9 protein-coding genes and 1 tRNA gene are annotated in these 12,497 nt (G+C 72.5%); 6 read left to right on the plus strand and 4 right to left on the minus strand.

The genetic code is table 11. The features are described 5' to 3' along the window. Positions 1–35 precede the first annotated feature (35 nt). Positions 36–725 (minus strand): hypothetical protein, encoded by a 690-nt coding sequence (locus ACQYWQ_RS04335; RefSeq protein WP_431032544.1) that lies wholly within the window; start codon positions 723–725, stop codon positions 36–38. Between the two features lie 47 nt (positions 726–772). Here ACQYWQ_RS04335 and ACQYWQ_RS04340 point away from each other — a divergent pair, with 47 nt between their 5' ends. Further along, positions 773–961, plus strand: a complete 189-nt coding sequence (locus tag ACQYWQ_RS04340) for a DUF5703 family protein (protein ID WP_009063724.1) — start codon at positions 773–775, stop codon at positions 959–961. A 155-nt stretch (positions 962–1,116) separates the two neighbouring features. Here the strand turns inward: ACQYWQ_RS04340 and ACQYWQ_RS04345 are convergent, their stop codons facing one another. The 3 genes from ACQYWQ_RS04345 to ACQYWQ_RS04355 form a co-directional block, all read right to left on the minus strand. After that, a complete protein-coding gene (locus tag ACQYWQ_RS04345; RefSeq protein ID WP_431032545.1) occupies positions 1,117–1,875 on the minus strand; it encodes a chaplin in 759 nt (252 codons plus the stop codon). Positions 1,876–2,018: 143 nt separating this feature from the next. After that, on the minus strand, positions 2,019–2,252 hold the full coding sequence (chpH, locus tag ACQYWQ_RS04350) for a chaplin ChpH (protein WP_431032546.1): 234 nt from the start codon (positions 2,250–2,252) through the stop codon (positions 2,019–2,021). A 273-nt stretch (positions 2,253–2,525) separates the two neighbouring features. Beyond that, positions 2,526–3,851 carry a M20/M25/M40 family metallo-hydrolase gene (locus ACQYWQ_RS04355; protein ID WP_431032547.1) on the minus strand — a complete coding sequence of 442 codons (1,326 nt, stop codon included), beginning with the start codon at positions 3,849–3,851 and terminating at the stop codon, positions 2,526–2,528. A gap of 255 nt (positions 3,852–4,106) precedes the next feature. Here ACQYWQ_RS04355 and ACQYWQ_RS04360 point away from each other — a divergent pair. The 5 genes from ACQYWQ_RS04360 to ACQYWQ_RS04380 all read left to right on the plus strand — a co-directional run bounded on the left by ACQYWQ_RS04360 (position 4,107) and on the right by ACQYWQ_RS04380 (position 12,428). After that, a tRNA-Leu gene (locus ACQYWQ_RS04360) sits at positions 4,107–4,191 on the plus strand. An 802-nt stretch (positions 4,192–4,993) separates the two neighbouring features. Continuing rightward, entirely contained in the window at positions 4,994–7,984 is a 2,991-nt protein-coding gene (gene aroA, locus ACQYWQ_RS04365; protein ID WP_431032548.1) for a 3-phosphoshikimate 1-carboxyvinyltransferase, read from the plus strand. Between the two features lie 127 nt (positions 7,985–8,111). After that, positions 8,112–9,281, plus strand: coding sequence for an acyl-CoA dehydrogenase family protein (locus ACQYWQ_RS04370; protein WP_431032549.1), 1,170 nt, complete (start codon positions 8,112–8,114; stop codon positions 9,279–9,281). 63 nt (positions 9,282–9,344) lie between these two features. Beyond that, complete coding sequence (locus ACQYWQ_RS04375) at positions 9,345–10,181, plus strand: SDR family oxidoreductase (protein WP_431032550.1); 837 nt, start codon at positions 9,345–9,347, stop codon at positions 10,179–10,181. 153 nt (positions 10,182–10,334) lie between these two features. After that, positions 10,335–12,428 (plus strand): FAD-dependent oxidoreductase, encoded by a 2,094-nt coding sequence (locus ACQYWQ_RS04380; protein ID WP_431032551.1) that lies wholly within the window; start codon positions 10,335–10,337, stop codon positions 12,426–12,428. Positions 12,429–12,497 lie beyond the last annotated feature (69 nt).

Here is a 12,497-nt window from a genome sequence, read left to right on the forward strand (position 1 = left end):
GCCCGTACCCCCGCTTCCCGCGCCGGAGCGGCCCCTCAGAGCAGCTCGTCCTCGACCTCGTCGATCTCGTCCTCCGCCTCGCCGCCGCGGCCGCGCAGGCCCGGGCGGTGGGCGGGTCGTACGTCGTCCTCGGGGTCGTCGTCGAAGACGGCGCTGACGTCGAAGCGGCAGATGACCGACTGCGGATCGGCGCCGTCGAAGGGCGCGTCGAGCCACTCGCCCGGCTCGGGCGGGTCGTCGGTGGCGGCGACCCACAGGGTCGAGTCGCCCTCCTCCAGGCCGAACTCCCGGTGCCGTGAGGCGATCTCGTCCGGCTCGTACTCGCCGAAGAGGACGCCGAGCGCCGCGTGCAGTCCTGCGCCAGGGGACTCCGGGTGCAGATCGGCGACGCGTTCGGCCTGGCCGAGCAGGAGGTCGGGGCGGGCGACGGTGTAGTCCCTGCGGATCAGCACGCTGAGCGCGCTGGGGTCATCGGGCCCGGTGTAGGGCGGCAAGGAGTCCTCGGCCCCTGGGATCTCGAAGGGGGTGACCTCGTCGTAGCGCTCGTAGAGCAGTTCGTCGTAGGTCTCCGCGGCGGTGGCCAGCTCGTTGAACGCCTGGTAGACGGCGGGATCGTCCTCGCCCGAGCGGTTCTCGACCGCGGCCAGGTGACGGTCGAGCGCGGCCTTCACCGCCTCGACAGCGGCACGTACCTCGGCAACCGGGGGCTGCTCAGCATCAGACATAGTGCAGACGCTATCCGTACCGGGCCGGTGGCCGCACAATAGATGCGATGCCGGAATACGAATTTGTCGACGTGTACGTGCCCAGGGGCGTCAGCCGCAAGGACACGACGCGCCTGCTCACAGACCACGCAGAGTACGGACACTGGGAGTTGGACCGCCTCAGGCTGCATCCCGACGGCAGCCGCCGGGTCCGGCTGCGGCGCAGGATCATCCGCCAGCCGCGGGCCACGTGGTGAGACGGGGACGCGGCGGCTGAGGCCCGGGGCCCCGTTCCTCACCCGGACGGGCGACCAGCTCTCCTCGTGTTGTCGGGCCCCGCTCTTCCGGAGCGGGGCCCTTCGGCATGCCGTGTGCGGGGGCGCGCTCACGCGTGCTTCCGTACGGCGGCGGCTCAGGCGTTCGCGCGGGCCTTGCGGTAGACGACGGCCCCCGCGAGGAGCATCCCCGCAGCCGCGGCGCCGAGCGCGCCCGCCGGGACCTCGCTGCCGGTCTCGGCGAGCTGCTGGGTGGGCGCCGGGGGGGTCTTCGCCGAGATCTGCACGGAGCCGCCCGACGGGGGCGTGGTGTGCTCCTTGGGGGGCTTCGGCGTGTCCGGGGTCTTCGGGGTGTCCGGCTTCTCGGGCGTGCCCGGGTGCTCCGGGTGACCGGGGTGGGGGGGCCGCGGGGTGGTCTCGTTGGCGCAGTCGTTGCCGAAGACCGGGTTGAGGAGCCCGACGACCGAGATGTTGTTGCCGCAGACGTTGACCGGCACGTTCACCGGGATCTGCACCTCGTTGCCGGAGCCGACGCCCGGCGAGCCGGTGGCCTGACCGCTCGCGTGGGCGCCGCCGCCGCTGTGGTGGCTGCCCCCGCCGTGCTGGCCGCCGCCGTCCTCGTCGCCGTAGCCGCCGGGACCGGCCTGGCCGCCCGAGCCGTTCTGGCAGTCGTTGCCGAAGGCGGGGTTGAGCAGGCCGACGACGTCCACCGTGTTGCCGCACACGTTGACCGGCACATCGACCGGTGCCTGCACGAGGTTGCCCGCGAGGACGCCGGGCGAACCCACGGCCGCACCCTCGGCGCCGGAGTCGGCGACCGCGTAGCCACCGGTGACGGCGAACACGCCGGAGGCGGCCGCCACAGTCATCAGGCCCTTGCGCGTGACCTGTCGCATAGCAATTCCCTGTCGTAGTCACAGCTTCGAAGCGCACGGCACCTCGCGCGTGCGCGATGTGGTGAGAGCCGCGGCCCCGGAGCGCGTGGCGCGCTCCGGGGCCGCAGGGGACACCCCCGGCCGGGGGTGACGTCATGCCTGGATCAGGCGTTGACGCAGGTGTTGCCGAAGGCCGGGTTGAGCAGGCCGATCACGGAGATCGTGTTGCCGCAGAGGTTCACCGGGACGTGCACGGGAACCTGCACGACGTTGCCCGAGAGCACGCCGGGGGAACCGACGGCCGCACCCTGGGCGCCCGAGTCGGCCGAGGCCAGGCCCGCACCGGCGAGCACGAGGCCGCCGGTCGCCGCGACCGTGGCGACGATCTTCTTGATCATTTTTCCTCCTAGGTGGACAGCGCGGTCCCAGCCGCGGACCGCAACACCTGTAACGAGGAGGGAGTAATCGAGCTACGACCAGATGAGTGCATTCACTCGTATCGGTGGGATTGGTACAGGCACTCGATTACCGGCCGGTCTCCGGGCCCTCGGCGGTTCTGCCCCACCTGCGGGAACGCGCGCCGCGTCCGTACGCGACAGGGGGCGTACGGGCGCGGCGCGCGCGCCGCTCGCGGGGAGGTGCGCCCCGCGTTCGCTCTCGGACCGATGCCCTCAGGACGCGTCGATGAAGCGGTCCAGGACGCGGACGCCGAACCGGAGCGCGTCGACGGGGACGCGCTCGTCGACGCCGTGGAACATCCCCGCGAAGTCGAGATCGGCGGGCAGCCGCAGGGGCGCGAAACCGAAGCAGCGGATGCCGAGGTCGTCGAAGGACTTCGCGTCGGTGCCGGCCGAGAGCATGTACGGGACGGCCTTGGCGATCGGGTCCTCGGCGCCGAGCGCGGTCTGCATGGCGTCCACGAGGGCGCCGTCGAACCCGGTCTCCAGGGCCTTGTCCGCGTGCACGTCCTCGCGGCGCACGCGCGGGCCGAGGATGCGGTCGAGGTCGGCGAGGAACTCCTCCTCGTAGCCGGGCAGGAAGCGGCCGTCGACGTGCGCGGTGGCCTCACCGGGAATGACGTTGACCTTGTAGCCGGCGCCGAGCTGGGTGGGGTTGGCGGTGTTCTTGAGCGAGGCGCCGATGAGCTTGGCCATGCCGCCCAGCTTGGCGAGGGTCTCGTCCATGTTCTCGGGGTCCAGCTCGGTGCCGAGCGCGTCGCCGAGTTCGTCGAGGAAGTGGCGGAGCGTCTTGGTGACACGGATCGGGAACTCGTACCTGCCGAGGCGCCCGACCGCCTCGGACAGCTCGGTGATCGCGTTGTCGCGGTGGATCATCGAGCCGTGCCCGGCGGTGCCCGCGACCGTGAGCTTCATCCAGTGCATGCCCTTCTGGGCCGTCTCGACGAGGTAGAGCCTCAGCTTCTCGTTGACGGTGAAGGAGAAGCCGCCGACCTCGCCGATCGCCTCGGTGACGCCCTCGAAGAGGTCGGCGTGGTTGTCCACGAGGTGGCGCGCGCCCCACGTACCGCCCGCCTCCTCGTCGGCGAGGAAGGCGAGGACGAGGTCGCGCGGGGGCTTGCGGCCGTCGCGGAGCCGGTCACGGACGACCGCGAGGGTCATCGCGTCCATGTCCTTCATGTCGACGGCGCCGCGCCCCCACACGCAGCCGTCGGCGACCTCGCCCGAGAAGGGGTCGTGGGTCCAGTCGGCCGCGTTGGCGGGGACGACGTCGGTGTGGCCGTGGATGAGGAGGCCCGGGCGGGAGCGGTCCTCGCCCTCGACGCGGGCCACGACCGAGGCACGGCCCGGGTGGGACTCGAAGATCCGCGGTTCGAGCCCGACCTCGGCCAGCTTCTCGGCGACGTACTCGGCCGCCGCGCGCTCGCCGGGGCCCGAGTGGTCCCCGTAGTTGCTGGTGTCGATACGGATCAGGTCCCGGGTGAGGTCGACGACCTCGTCCTGGCCCGAAGCCGCCCTTCCGGTGCTCGGCTCGCTCACGCTGCTCTCCTTGGCGGTCGGTCGGCCGGCGCGCTGCTCGGCGCCGCGCTCCCCCCATCCTCGCGCGCCCCCCACCGCGCTCCCAAGACCGCCCTCCCCCGGGACACACGCCGTTCACACGGAGGCCGGGACGGGGGCAGGACCGCGGCGGGAGCGGGGGCAGGCCCCGGGCCGACCAGGGGTGATCGAACGCCCCCCGATGTTTGGTATTGTTTTCCACGTCGCCAGGGCCGAAAAGCCCCGAGCGAACACCCTGTCCGGGTGGCGGAATGGCAGACGCGCTAGCTTGAGGTGCTAGTGCCCTTTATCGGGCGTGGGGGTTCAAGTCCCCCCTCGGACACAGCGGAGGGCCTCGCGAGAGCGGGGCCCTTCTTCGTATGCCCGTACGGCTTCGTACGCCCGCACGGTCGCGCCCGCCACGCCCCGCGCCGCTCGCCCGCCCCACCCGCCGCGCCCCGCGCCGCTCGCATGCCCCACCCGCCATCCCCCGCGCCGCTGGCACGCCGCGCCGCGCCCCTCACGCCCCGCGCCGCCTCCGACGCTGCTCCACGATGGCTCGAAACGAGCCCACACGAGCACTTCGGGCTTCACATGCGCGGCCGCACGAACGAGCTTTGTGTGCGAAAACCGCAGGTCAGCATGGTTGCGCCCACATTGCGGGACCTGGGCTGTCTAGATGCATCGCGCATTGATATAAAGATTGTGTGACTGAGCAACGCGTTGTTTCGCGTGGGCCGGTCATCCGGACGCTTATGTGTGCGCGGCCCCTGCCCGGCCGCGTGAGCGCACCTCGGCTCCTGCCACGACCTACGGGCCCCACCCAGGCCCCGTGCCATGACAGCCGTCCGATCTGTTTCTCCAGGCGTTGCCGGATGTTGCCGTCCGTGCGTACCCAAGAGCCCCCCGCTCCCGTCCCCCGAACGGGCTATGCGCCGCTGACTACGGCGACGTCGCACGCCTGTAAGGCTTCGCTTCCATAACGTAACCACTGCCGTCCCCGAGACGGCTCCATCACCGAGCCACGGATGCCCCGCGGCCCTGTTCGCGCTGCCCGGCCACCGGCCGTGGGCGGGGTCGGCAGGGGCGGCGTGCGTGCGTGCGCGGTTCGGTGTGCCCGCCTGGCCAGGGAGAAGCCCGACCCCATGCACCTTCTTGTCAAAGGGATTCAGCACCAGCTCACTGGTGAGGTCCTCGTCCCCAACTCCAAGTACCACGCGCACCGCGCGCTGATCCTCGCCTCGCTCGCCGAGGGCGTCAGCCGCGTGCACGGGCTCTCCGACGCCCGGCACGTCCAGTACACCGTGCAATTGCTGCGCGGCCTGGGGGTGAGGATCACCACCGAGGGCGACACCTTCGTGGTGCACGGTCTCGGTGGGCGCTATCGCCCCCGTCGCGCCGCGGTGTCGGCCGGTTCCTCCGGCACCACCCTCTACTTCATGATCGGCCTGGCCTCGCTCTCGGACCGCGATGTCGCGGTGACGGGGCAGAAGTACTTCCGCCGCCGGCCCGTCGGCCCGCTGCTCGCCGCGCTGCGCCAGATGGGCGTCGGGGTCGATTCCGCGGACGACTGTCCTCCCGTGCAGGTCACCGCGCGGCGGCCGAGCGGCGGGCACGTCCGGATCGCGGGGACGCTCTCGCAGTGGATCTCCGGGCTCATCCTGCTCGCCCCGTTCGCGACGGGACACACGACGATCGAGGTCGAGGGCGAGCTGAACGAGCGCTCGTACCTGGAGCTGACCGTCGCGATGATGCGCCAGTTCGGTCTCCAGGTCACGGTCTCCGAGGACTGGCGGCGCTTCGACGTCGAGCCGGGGCAGTCGGCCGTGGCGACCGAGCTGACGCTGCCGCCCGACATCGGCTCCGCCGCCTTCGGGATCGCCGCCGCCGCGCTGCACCCCTCGGACGTCCTGCTCAAGGGCATGAACCGCCTGGAGGGCGGTCCGGCCGATCACCCCGAGTTCCATTTCCTCGACATCGCGCGGGCGATGGGCGTCCCGATGGAGCTGGACGAGGCGGCGGGCGGGGTCCGTATCCGGCAGGAGGCGCCGATGCTCAAGGGCGTCTCGGTGGACTGCCGTGACGTGCCCGACATGCTGCCGATCCTCTCGACGCTCGGCACCTTCGCCTACGGCGAGTCCGTCTTCCACAACATCGCGCACACGCGGCTCAAGGAGTCCGACCGCGCGGCGGCGATGCTCCAGCTCAACGCGATGGGCGGCGACCTGGAACTGGACGGGGACGCCCTGCGGGTGCGCGGGGTCGAAGGGCTCGTGGGCGCGAAGCTCTCCTCCTTCAACGACCACCGGGTGCTCATGTCGCTCGCCGTGGCGTCCTCGCGGGCGCGCGGCCACTCGACGCTGACGTACCCGAACGCGTACCGCATCTCGTACCCGACCTTCCTCGACGCGATGAACACACTCGGCGTGCCGATGAGCGTCGAGGACGGGCCGGCTCCCTCGGGGCGGCCCCGGCAGCGCCGCCTGGAGAAGGAGGTCGCGAAGCCGGACCTCGCCGCGCGTGTGACGCTCCCCGAGTGGCTGCGGCGGCGCGCCACGAGCCGTCCGCACGACGTGGCGGTCGTCGACGTACGGGCCGACAGGGACGAGACCGTGACGTGGCGGGAGCTGCACGAGCGGGTCGAGCGGGCGGCGTCGCTGCTGCTCGGGCTCGGGGTGCGGCCCGGTGACAATGTCGCGTACCAGCTGCCGAACCGCGTCGAGTTCGTCGTGCTCTCGCTCGCCGCGCTGCGGATCGGCGCGGTGTGCTGCCCCGTCATCCCGTTCTTCAGGGAACGCGAACTCGGCTTCGTGCTGCGCCGCTCCCGGGCGAAGGTGCTCGTCGTCGCCGACAGGTACCGCAACCGCAGGCCCGCCGACGAGGTGCTCGGGCTCGACGCGACGGAGCGCGGGGAGCTGGCCCAGCTCGTCGTGCTCGCCGAGGACGGCGGGAGCGCGGCGCTGCCCGGGGCGGACGGCTCGGGTGTCACGGTGCACGACTGGGAGAAGGCGCTCGCGGGCACCGAGGTGGACCGGGCCGCGCTCGACGCGTACGTCCCCTCGCCCGAGGCGACCGCGCAGCTCCTGTTCACCTCGGGCACCACCGGGGAGCCCAAGGGCGTCACGCAGCCCTCGCAGAACCTCGTGCGTGCGGTCTCGATGGAGATCAGGCACCTCGGGCTGCGGGCCGACGACGCGATCTGGGTGCCCTCGCCGCTCGCGCACCAGACGGGATTCCTGTACGGGATGACGCTGGCGCTCGTGCTCGGTGTCCCGCAGATCACGCAGGCCGAGTGGGACGCGAAGCGGGCGCTCGCCTCGCTCAACACGCACGGGGCGAGCTTCGTGCAGGCGGCCACACCGTTCCTCACCGACCTCGTGAAGGCGGTCGAGGACGGCGGGGACATGCCGCGCAAGCTGCGGATCTTCGTCGCGACGGGGGCGCAGGTGCCGCGCGGGCTCGCCGAGCGGGCCGGGCGGGTGCTCGGCGCGGACGTGTGCGGGGCCTTCGGGACGACCGAGACGTGCCTCGGGGCGCTCTCGGCGCCCGGGGACGAGCCCGCGCAGCGCTGGGGTTCGGACGGGCGGCCGCTCGACGGGATCGAGCTGCGGATCACGGACGACCAGGGGCACGTGCTCCCCGCCGGGGTCGAGGGCAACTTCGAGCTGCGCTCGCCCACCGTGTTCGACGGCTACCTGGACCGCCCCGACCTGACCGCCGAGGTGTTCACGGAGGACGGCTGGTACCGCACGGGCGACCTCGCGACGCTCGACGCCTCCGGCTATCTGCGGATCACCGGGCGGGTCAAGGACGTCATCAACCGGGGCGGCGAGAAGATCCCCGTCGCCGAGATCGAGCAGCTGCTCTTCGCGCACCCGGCCGTCGAGGACGTCGCCGTCGTCGCGATGCCCGACCCGCGGCTCGGGGAACGCGCGTGCGCCTTCGTGGTGTTCGAGGAGGGCCGGCGGCTCGGCTTCGGCGAGATGCGCGCGTACCTCGATGAGCACCAGGTGGCCAAGCAGTACTGGCCCGAACGGCTCGAACCGCTCGACGTGCTGCCGCGCAACCCGATCGGCAAGGTGCAGAAGTTCGCACTGCGCGAGAGAGCGAGGGAACTGAGGCCGCAGGAGGACTGAAGTCCCCGGGGCCGGAGGGCGGTGCGCCGCCCTCCGGCCCTTCCGGGCGTGTTGGCCCGGTACGCGGGAGGGCCGCGCCCCCCGCTGACGCACAGCTGGACCGTACGAGAAGAAGTAGAGGCAGCACATGAGTGACGAGCAGTCCTTCGAGCGGCTCCGCACCCGGGTCGAGGAGTGGGTGGAGGGCCCCGGCGAGCGCTGGGCGGAGCGCGTCGAGGAGACCGGGGAGGTCCCGGAGGCGCTGTGGGCCGAGCTGAACGAGCTGGGCTTCCTGCGGATGGCGGCGCCGGTGGAGTACGGGGGGCACGGGCTGCCGTTCTCGCGCTGGATGGAGCTGATGGAGATCTTCTCCCGCTCGCACGGCTCGGTCCGCATGATCGTGCACGTCGTCAACGGGATCTGGCGGGCGATGGACGGGCACGCCACCGAGGAGCAGCGCAAGCGCTTCGTCATCCCCTCGATCACGGGCGAGATCAAGATCGCCTTCACGCTCACCGAGCCGGGCAACGGCACGGGCGCGGACATCACGACGTCGGTGGTGCGCGAGGGCGACACGTACTACCTCTCCGGGCAGAAGCACCTCATCACCTTCGGCGTGCGCTGCGACTACTACCTGCTCGCGGCGCGGGTCGAGGGCAGTACGGGCCACGAGGGCACCGTGGCGCTGCTCGTGCCGCGCAACGCGCCGGGCGTGACGGTGGAGGACACCTCGAACACGATGGGCGTCACGGGTACGGACCACGCCTCGCTCACCTTCGACCGCACGCCCGTGCCCGTCGACCACCGGCTCGGCGCGGAGGGCGAGGGGCTCGACGTCTTCCTCGGCGGCTTCCTGACGCCCTCGCGGATCTCCGTCGCGATGAGCTGCGTGGGCCTCGCCGAGCGCGCGCAGCAGCTCGCCGTGGAGTACGCCCGCAACCGGGTCACGTTCGGCAAGGCGTTGACCCAGCGCCAGGCGATCCAGTTCATGCTCGCCGAGAACGCCGCCGACATCGAGGCCGCCAAGCAGCTCGTGCTGCACGCCGCGCGCCGCTTCGAGGAGGGTGCCGATGACGCCTCGATGCAGTCGTCGATGGCGAAGATGCACGCCGTGACGATGCTCACGAACGTCACCGACAAGGCCCTCCAGATCCACGGCGGACTCGGCTACTGGAAGAGCCAGAAGATCGAACGTGTTTACCGGGACGCCCGCGCGCAGCGTTTCGAGGAGGGCACGAACGAGGTGCAGAAGGCCGTCGTCTTCCGCGAGGTGCTGCGCCGCACGCCGCCGGTGGCCGCTCCGCAGGACGCGCGCTGAGCGGGCGGCGACCGCCCCGCCCCGTACCCGTAACCGCACGAACCACGAAGGAACACAGCTCCCATGAGCACTGAGCAGGACCGCACCGCACAGGGCAGCGTCTCGCTGATCACCGGCGCCTCGCGCGGCATCGGGCGCGCGCTCGCGCTGACCCTCGCGCGCGAGGGCGGCACCGTCGTCGTCAACTACAAGAAGAACCAGGACCTCGCCGAGAAGACCGTCGCCGACATCGAGGAGGCGGGCGGTCAGGGCTTCGCCGTGCGGGCGGACGTCGAGACGACCGAGGGCGTCAAGGCGCTCTTCGACGAGGTCGCGCGGCGCTGCGGGCGGCTCGACCACTTCGTGTCGAACGCGGCGGCGAGCGCCTTCAAGAACATCGTGGACCTCGGTCCGCACCACCTCGACCGCTCGTACGCGATGAACCTGCGTCCTTTCGTGCTCGGCGCGCAGGAGGCGGTGAAGCTCATGGACAAGGGCGGCCGCATCGTGGCGCTCTCGTCGTACGGGTCGATCCGCGCGTACCCGACGTACGCGACGCTCGGCGCGATGAAGGCCGCGATCGAGGCGTGGGTGCGGTTCATGGCGGTCGAGTTCGCGCCGTACGGGATCAATGTGAACGCCGTGAACGGCGGACTCATCGACTCGGACTCGCTGGAGTACTTCTACAACGTCAAGGGGATGCCGGACATGCAGGGCGTCCTCGACCGCATCCCCGCGCACCGGCCGGGGACCGTGCAGGAGATGGCGGACACGATCCACTTCCTGCTCGGCGAGGGCTCGGGCTACATCACCGGGCAGACGCTCGTCGTGGACGGCGGGCTGAGCGTCGTGGCGCCGCCGTTCTTCGCGGACGCGGGCCCCGAACTGCAACTGCCGCCGCGGCCGACGCGCGAGAGCTGACGCGGCCCGCCCGGCGGGCGGGGCGCGCGAGTCGCTGACACGTAAAGACCCCTTCATCACGGGCCTTTCGGGATCAGTCGCCCCGCCTGCCGGGCATTCATCACCCAGACCCCGGGGAGTTGTGCCCCGGGGCCGGAAGCGAGGAGAGGGATCTTGTTCGACCACGTCTTCCGCCCCGGCACGCTCGGCCGTCTGCGCGTGCCGCACCGGGTCGTCATGGGCGCGATGCACCTGAACCTGGAGGCGCTCGGCGACGGGGGCGCCGCGCTCGCCGCCTTCTACGCGGAACGCGCGCGCGGCGGCGCCGGGCTCATCGTGACGGGCGGTACGGCGGTGAACCCGGAGGGCGCGGGCGGTCCCGGGTACGGGATCGCGGGGGAGCCCGGGCACGAGGAGGCGCTGCGCCGTACCGCCGACGCCGTGCACGAGGCGGGCGGGCTCCTCGCGCTCCAGCTCTTCCATGCCGGGCGCTACGCGCTGCCCGGCGCGCCCGGCACGGACGGGGGGCCCGGCTGGGCCCCCTCGCCCGTCGCGAGCCGCTTCACGCGCACGACACCGCGGGAGCTGGGCGAGGCGCGGATTCGCGCGACGGTCGACGATTTCGCGCGGGCCGCGCTGCGGGCCGTGGAACTCGGCTTCGACGCGGTCGAGGTGATGGGCTCGGAGGGTTATCTGATCAATCAGTTCACGGCGCCGCTCACCAATACGCGGGACGACGAGTGGGGCGGGGACGCGGAGCGCAGGCGCCGGTTCCCCGTCGCTGTCGCGGCGGCGGTGCGCGCGGCGGTCGGCGCGGAGTTCCCCGTGCTGTTCCGCATGTCGGGCGCCGATCTCGTCGACGGCGGCACGCCGCAGGAGGATGTCGGCGCGCTCGCCGTCGCGCTCGCCGGGGCGGGTGTGGACGCGCTCGCTGTCGGGATCGGGTGGCACGAGTCGCCCGTACCGACGGTGCAGGCGCAGGTCCCCGCGGGGACGTGGGCGGGGTACGCGAAGGATGTGAAGGCGGCGCTGCGCGCGGCCGGGCACGGCGCGCTGCCCGTCATCGCGTCGAACCGCTACTCGCGGCTCGCGCAGGTCGACGAGGTGCTCGCCGCGGGGGACGTCGACTTCGTCGCGCTCGCGCGGCCCTTCCTCGCCGACCCCGGGATCGTCGCGAAGTCGCGCGCGGGCCGCCCCGACACGGTCGATGTCTGTCTCGCGTGCAACGAGGCGTGCATCGACAGGTCCTTCGGCACCGAGCGCGTGTCGTGCCTGGTCAATCCGCGCTCCGGGCACGAGGTCGAGTTCCCGCTGACGGTACGGGAGCGGCGCGGGCGGTACGCGGTGATCGGCGCGGGCCCCGCGGGCCTGGAGGCGGCGCGGACGCTCGCGCAGCTGGGGCAGGAGGTCGAGGTCCTGGAGGCGGAGGGCGAGCCGGGCGGGCAGTTCCGCTGGGCGGCGCGCGTGCCGGGCAAGGAGGACTTCGGCGAGACGGTACGTCACCACGTGCGGGAGCTGGCCGGGCTGGGCGTGCCGCTGCGGCTCGGGCACCGCGTGGGGCACCGTGATCTCGCGTACCTGCGCGGGCTCGACGGGGTCGTGCTCGCGACCGGGGTGCTCGCGCGCCGCCCCGACCTGCCGGGGCTCGCGCTGCCGCACGTACTCGACTACCCGCAGGCGTTCGCCGACCCGGAGGCCCTCGGCCCGCGGGTCGCGATCATCGGCGGGGGCGGCGTCGGTGTGGACCTCGCCCACCTGCTGACCGCGGACCCGCAGCTCAAGCGGACCCCGGAGGCGTTCCTCGCGCGGCACGCGCTCACCGCGGCGAGGGCGGGTGCCGCGGCGGACCCGGGCGCTTTCGCGGGGACGGCGCTCGCGCCCCGTACCACCTCCGCGGTGCCCCGGCAGGTGACCGTCGTGCGGCGCGGGCGGCGGATGGGCGCGGGCATCGGTCCTTCGACGCGGTGGGTCGCGCTCGACGAGCTGCGTACGGCCGGGGTACGGCTCCTGACGGAGACGGGGGTCGACGAGATCACCAGGGACGGGGTCGTGGTGCGGGACGCGCGGGGCGGTACGGAGCTGATCGCCGCCGACCACGTGGTGCTCGCCACCGGTCAGGAGCCCGAGCGGGACGTGGCGGTGACGCTGCGGCGCGCGGGGGTGCCCTTCGAGGTGGCGGGCGGTGCCGCGGGCACGGGCGCGCTCAACGCGGTGCGCGCGACGGCCGAGGGCCTGCGCGCCGCGCACCGGCTGCTCGACGGGCGGTAGGGGGAGTCCCGGGGCCCGTGCGGCCCCCGGGTCTTGGATTTTCGCTGTTCTTGTTTCTAGGAGGAGTAC

This window comes from Streptomyces sp. P6-2-1, from assembly GCF_050613165.1.
Lineage (GTDB): Bacteria > Actinomycetota > Actinomycetes > Streptomycetales > Streptomycetaceae > Streptomyces.

What these genes read in the sequence shown, in the direction of transcription:
- ACQYWQ_RS04335 (WP_431032544.1), bottom strand. Translation starts at nt 725, where the DNA reads ATGTCTGATGCTGAGCAGCCCCCGGTTGCCGAGGTACGTGCCGCTGTC.
- ACQYWQ_RS04340 (WP_009063724.1), top strand. Translation starts at nt 773, where the DNA reads ATGCCGGAATACGAATTTGTCGACGTGTACGTGCCCAGGGGCGTCAGC.
- ACQYWQ_RS04345 (WP_431032545.1), bottom strand. Translation starts at nt 1,875, where the DNA reads ATGCGACAGGTCACGCGCAAGGGCCTGATGACTGTGGCGGCCGCCTCC.
- chpH (WP_431032546.1), bottom strand. Translation starts at nt 2,252, where the DNA reads ATGATCAAGAAGATCGTCGCCACGGTCGCGGCGACCGGCGGCCTCGTG.
- aroA (WP_431032548.1), top strand. Translation starts at nt 4,994, where the DNA reads ATGCACCTTCTTGTCAAAGGGATTCAGCACCAGCTCACTGGTGAGGTC.
- ACQYWQ_RS04370 (WP_431032549.1), top strand. Translation starts at nt 8,112, where the DNA reads ATGAGTGACGAGCAGTCCTTCGAGCGGCTCCGCACCCGGGTCGAGGAG.
- ACQYWQ_RS04375 (WP_431032550.1), top strand. Translation starts at nt 9,345, where the DNA reads ATGAGCACTGAGCAGGACCGCACCGCACAGGGCAGCGTCTCGCTGATC.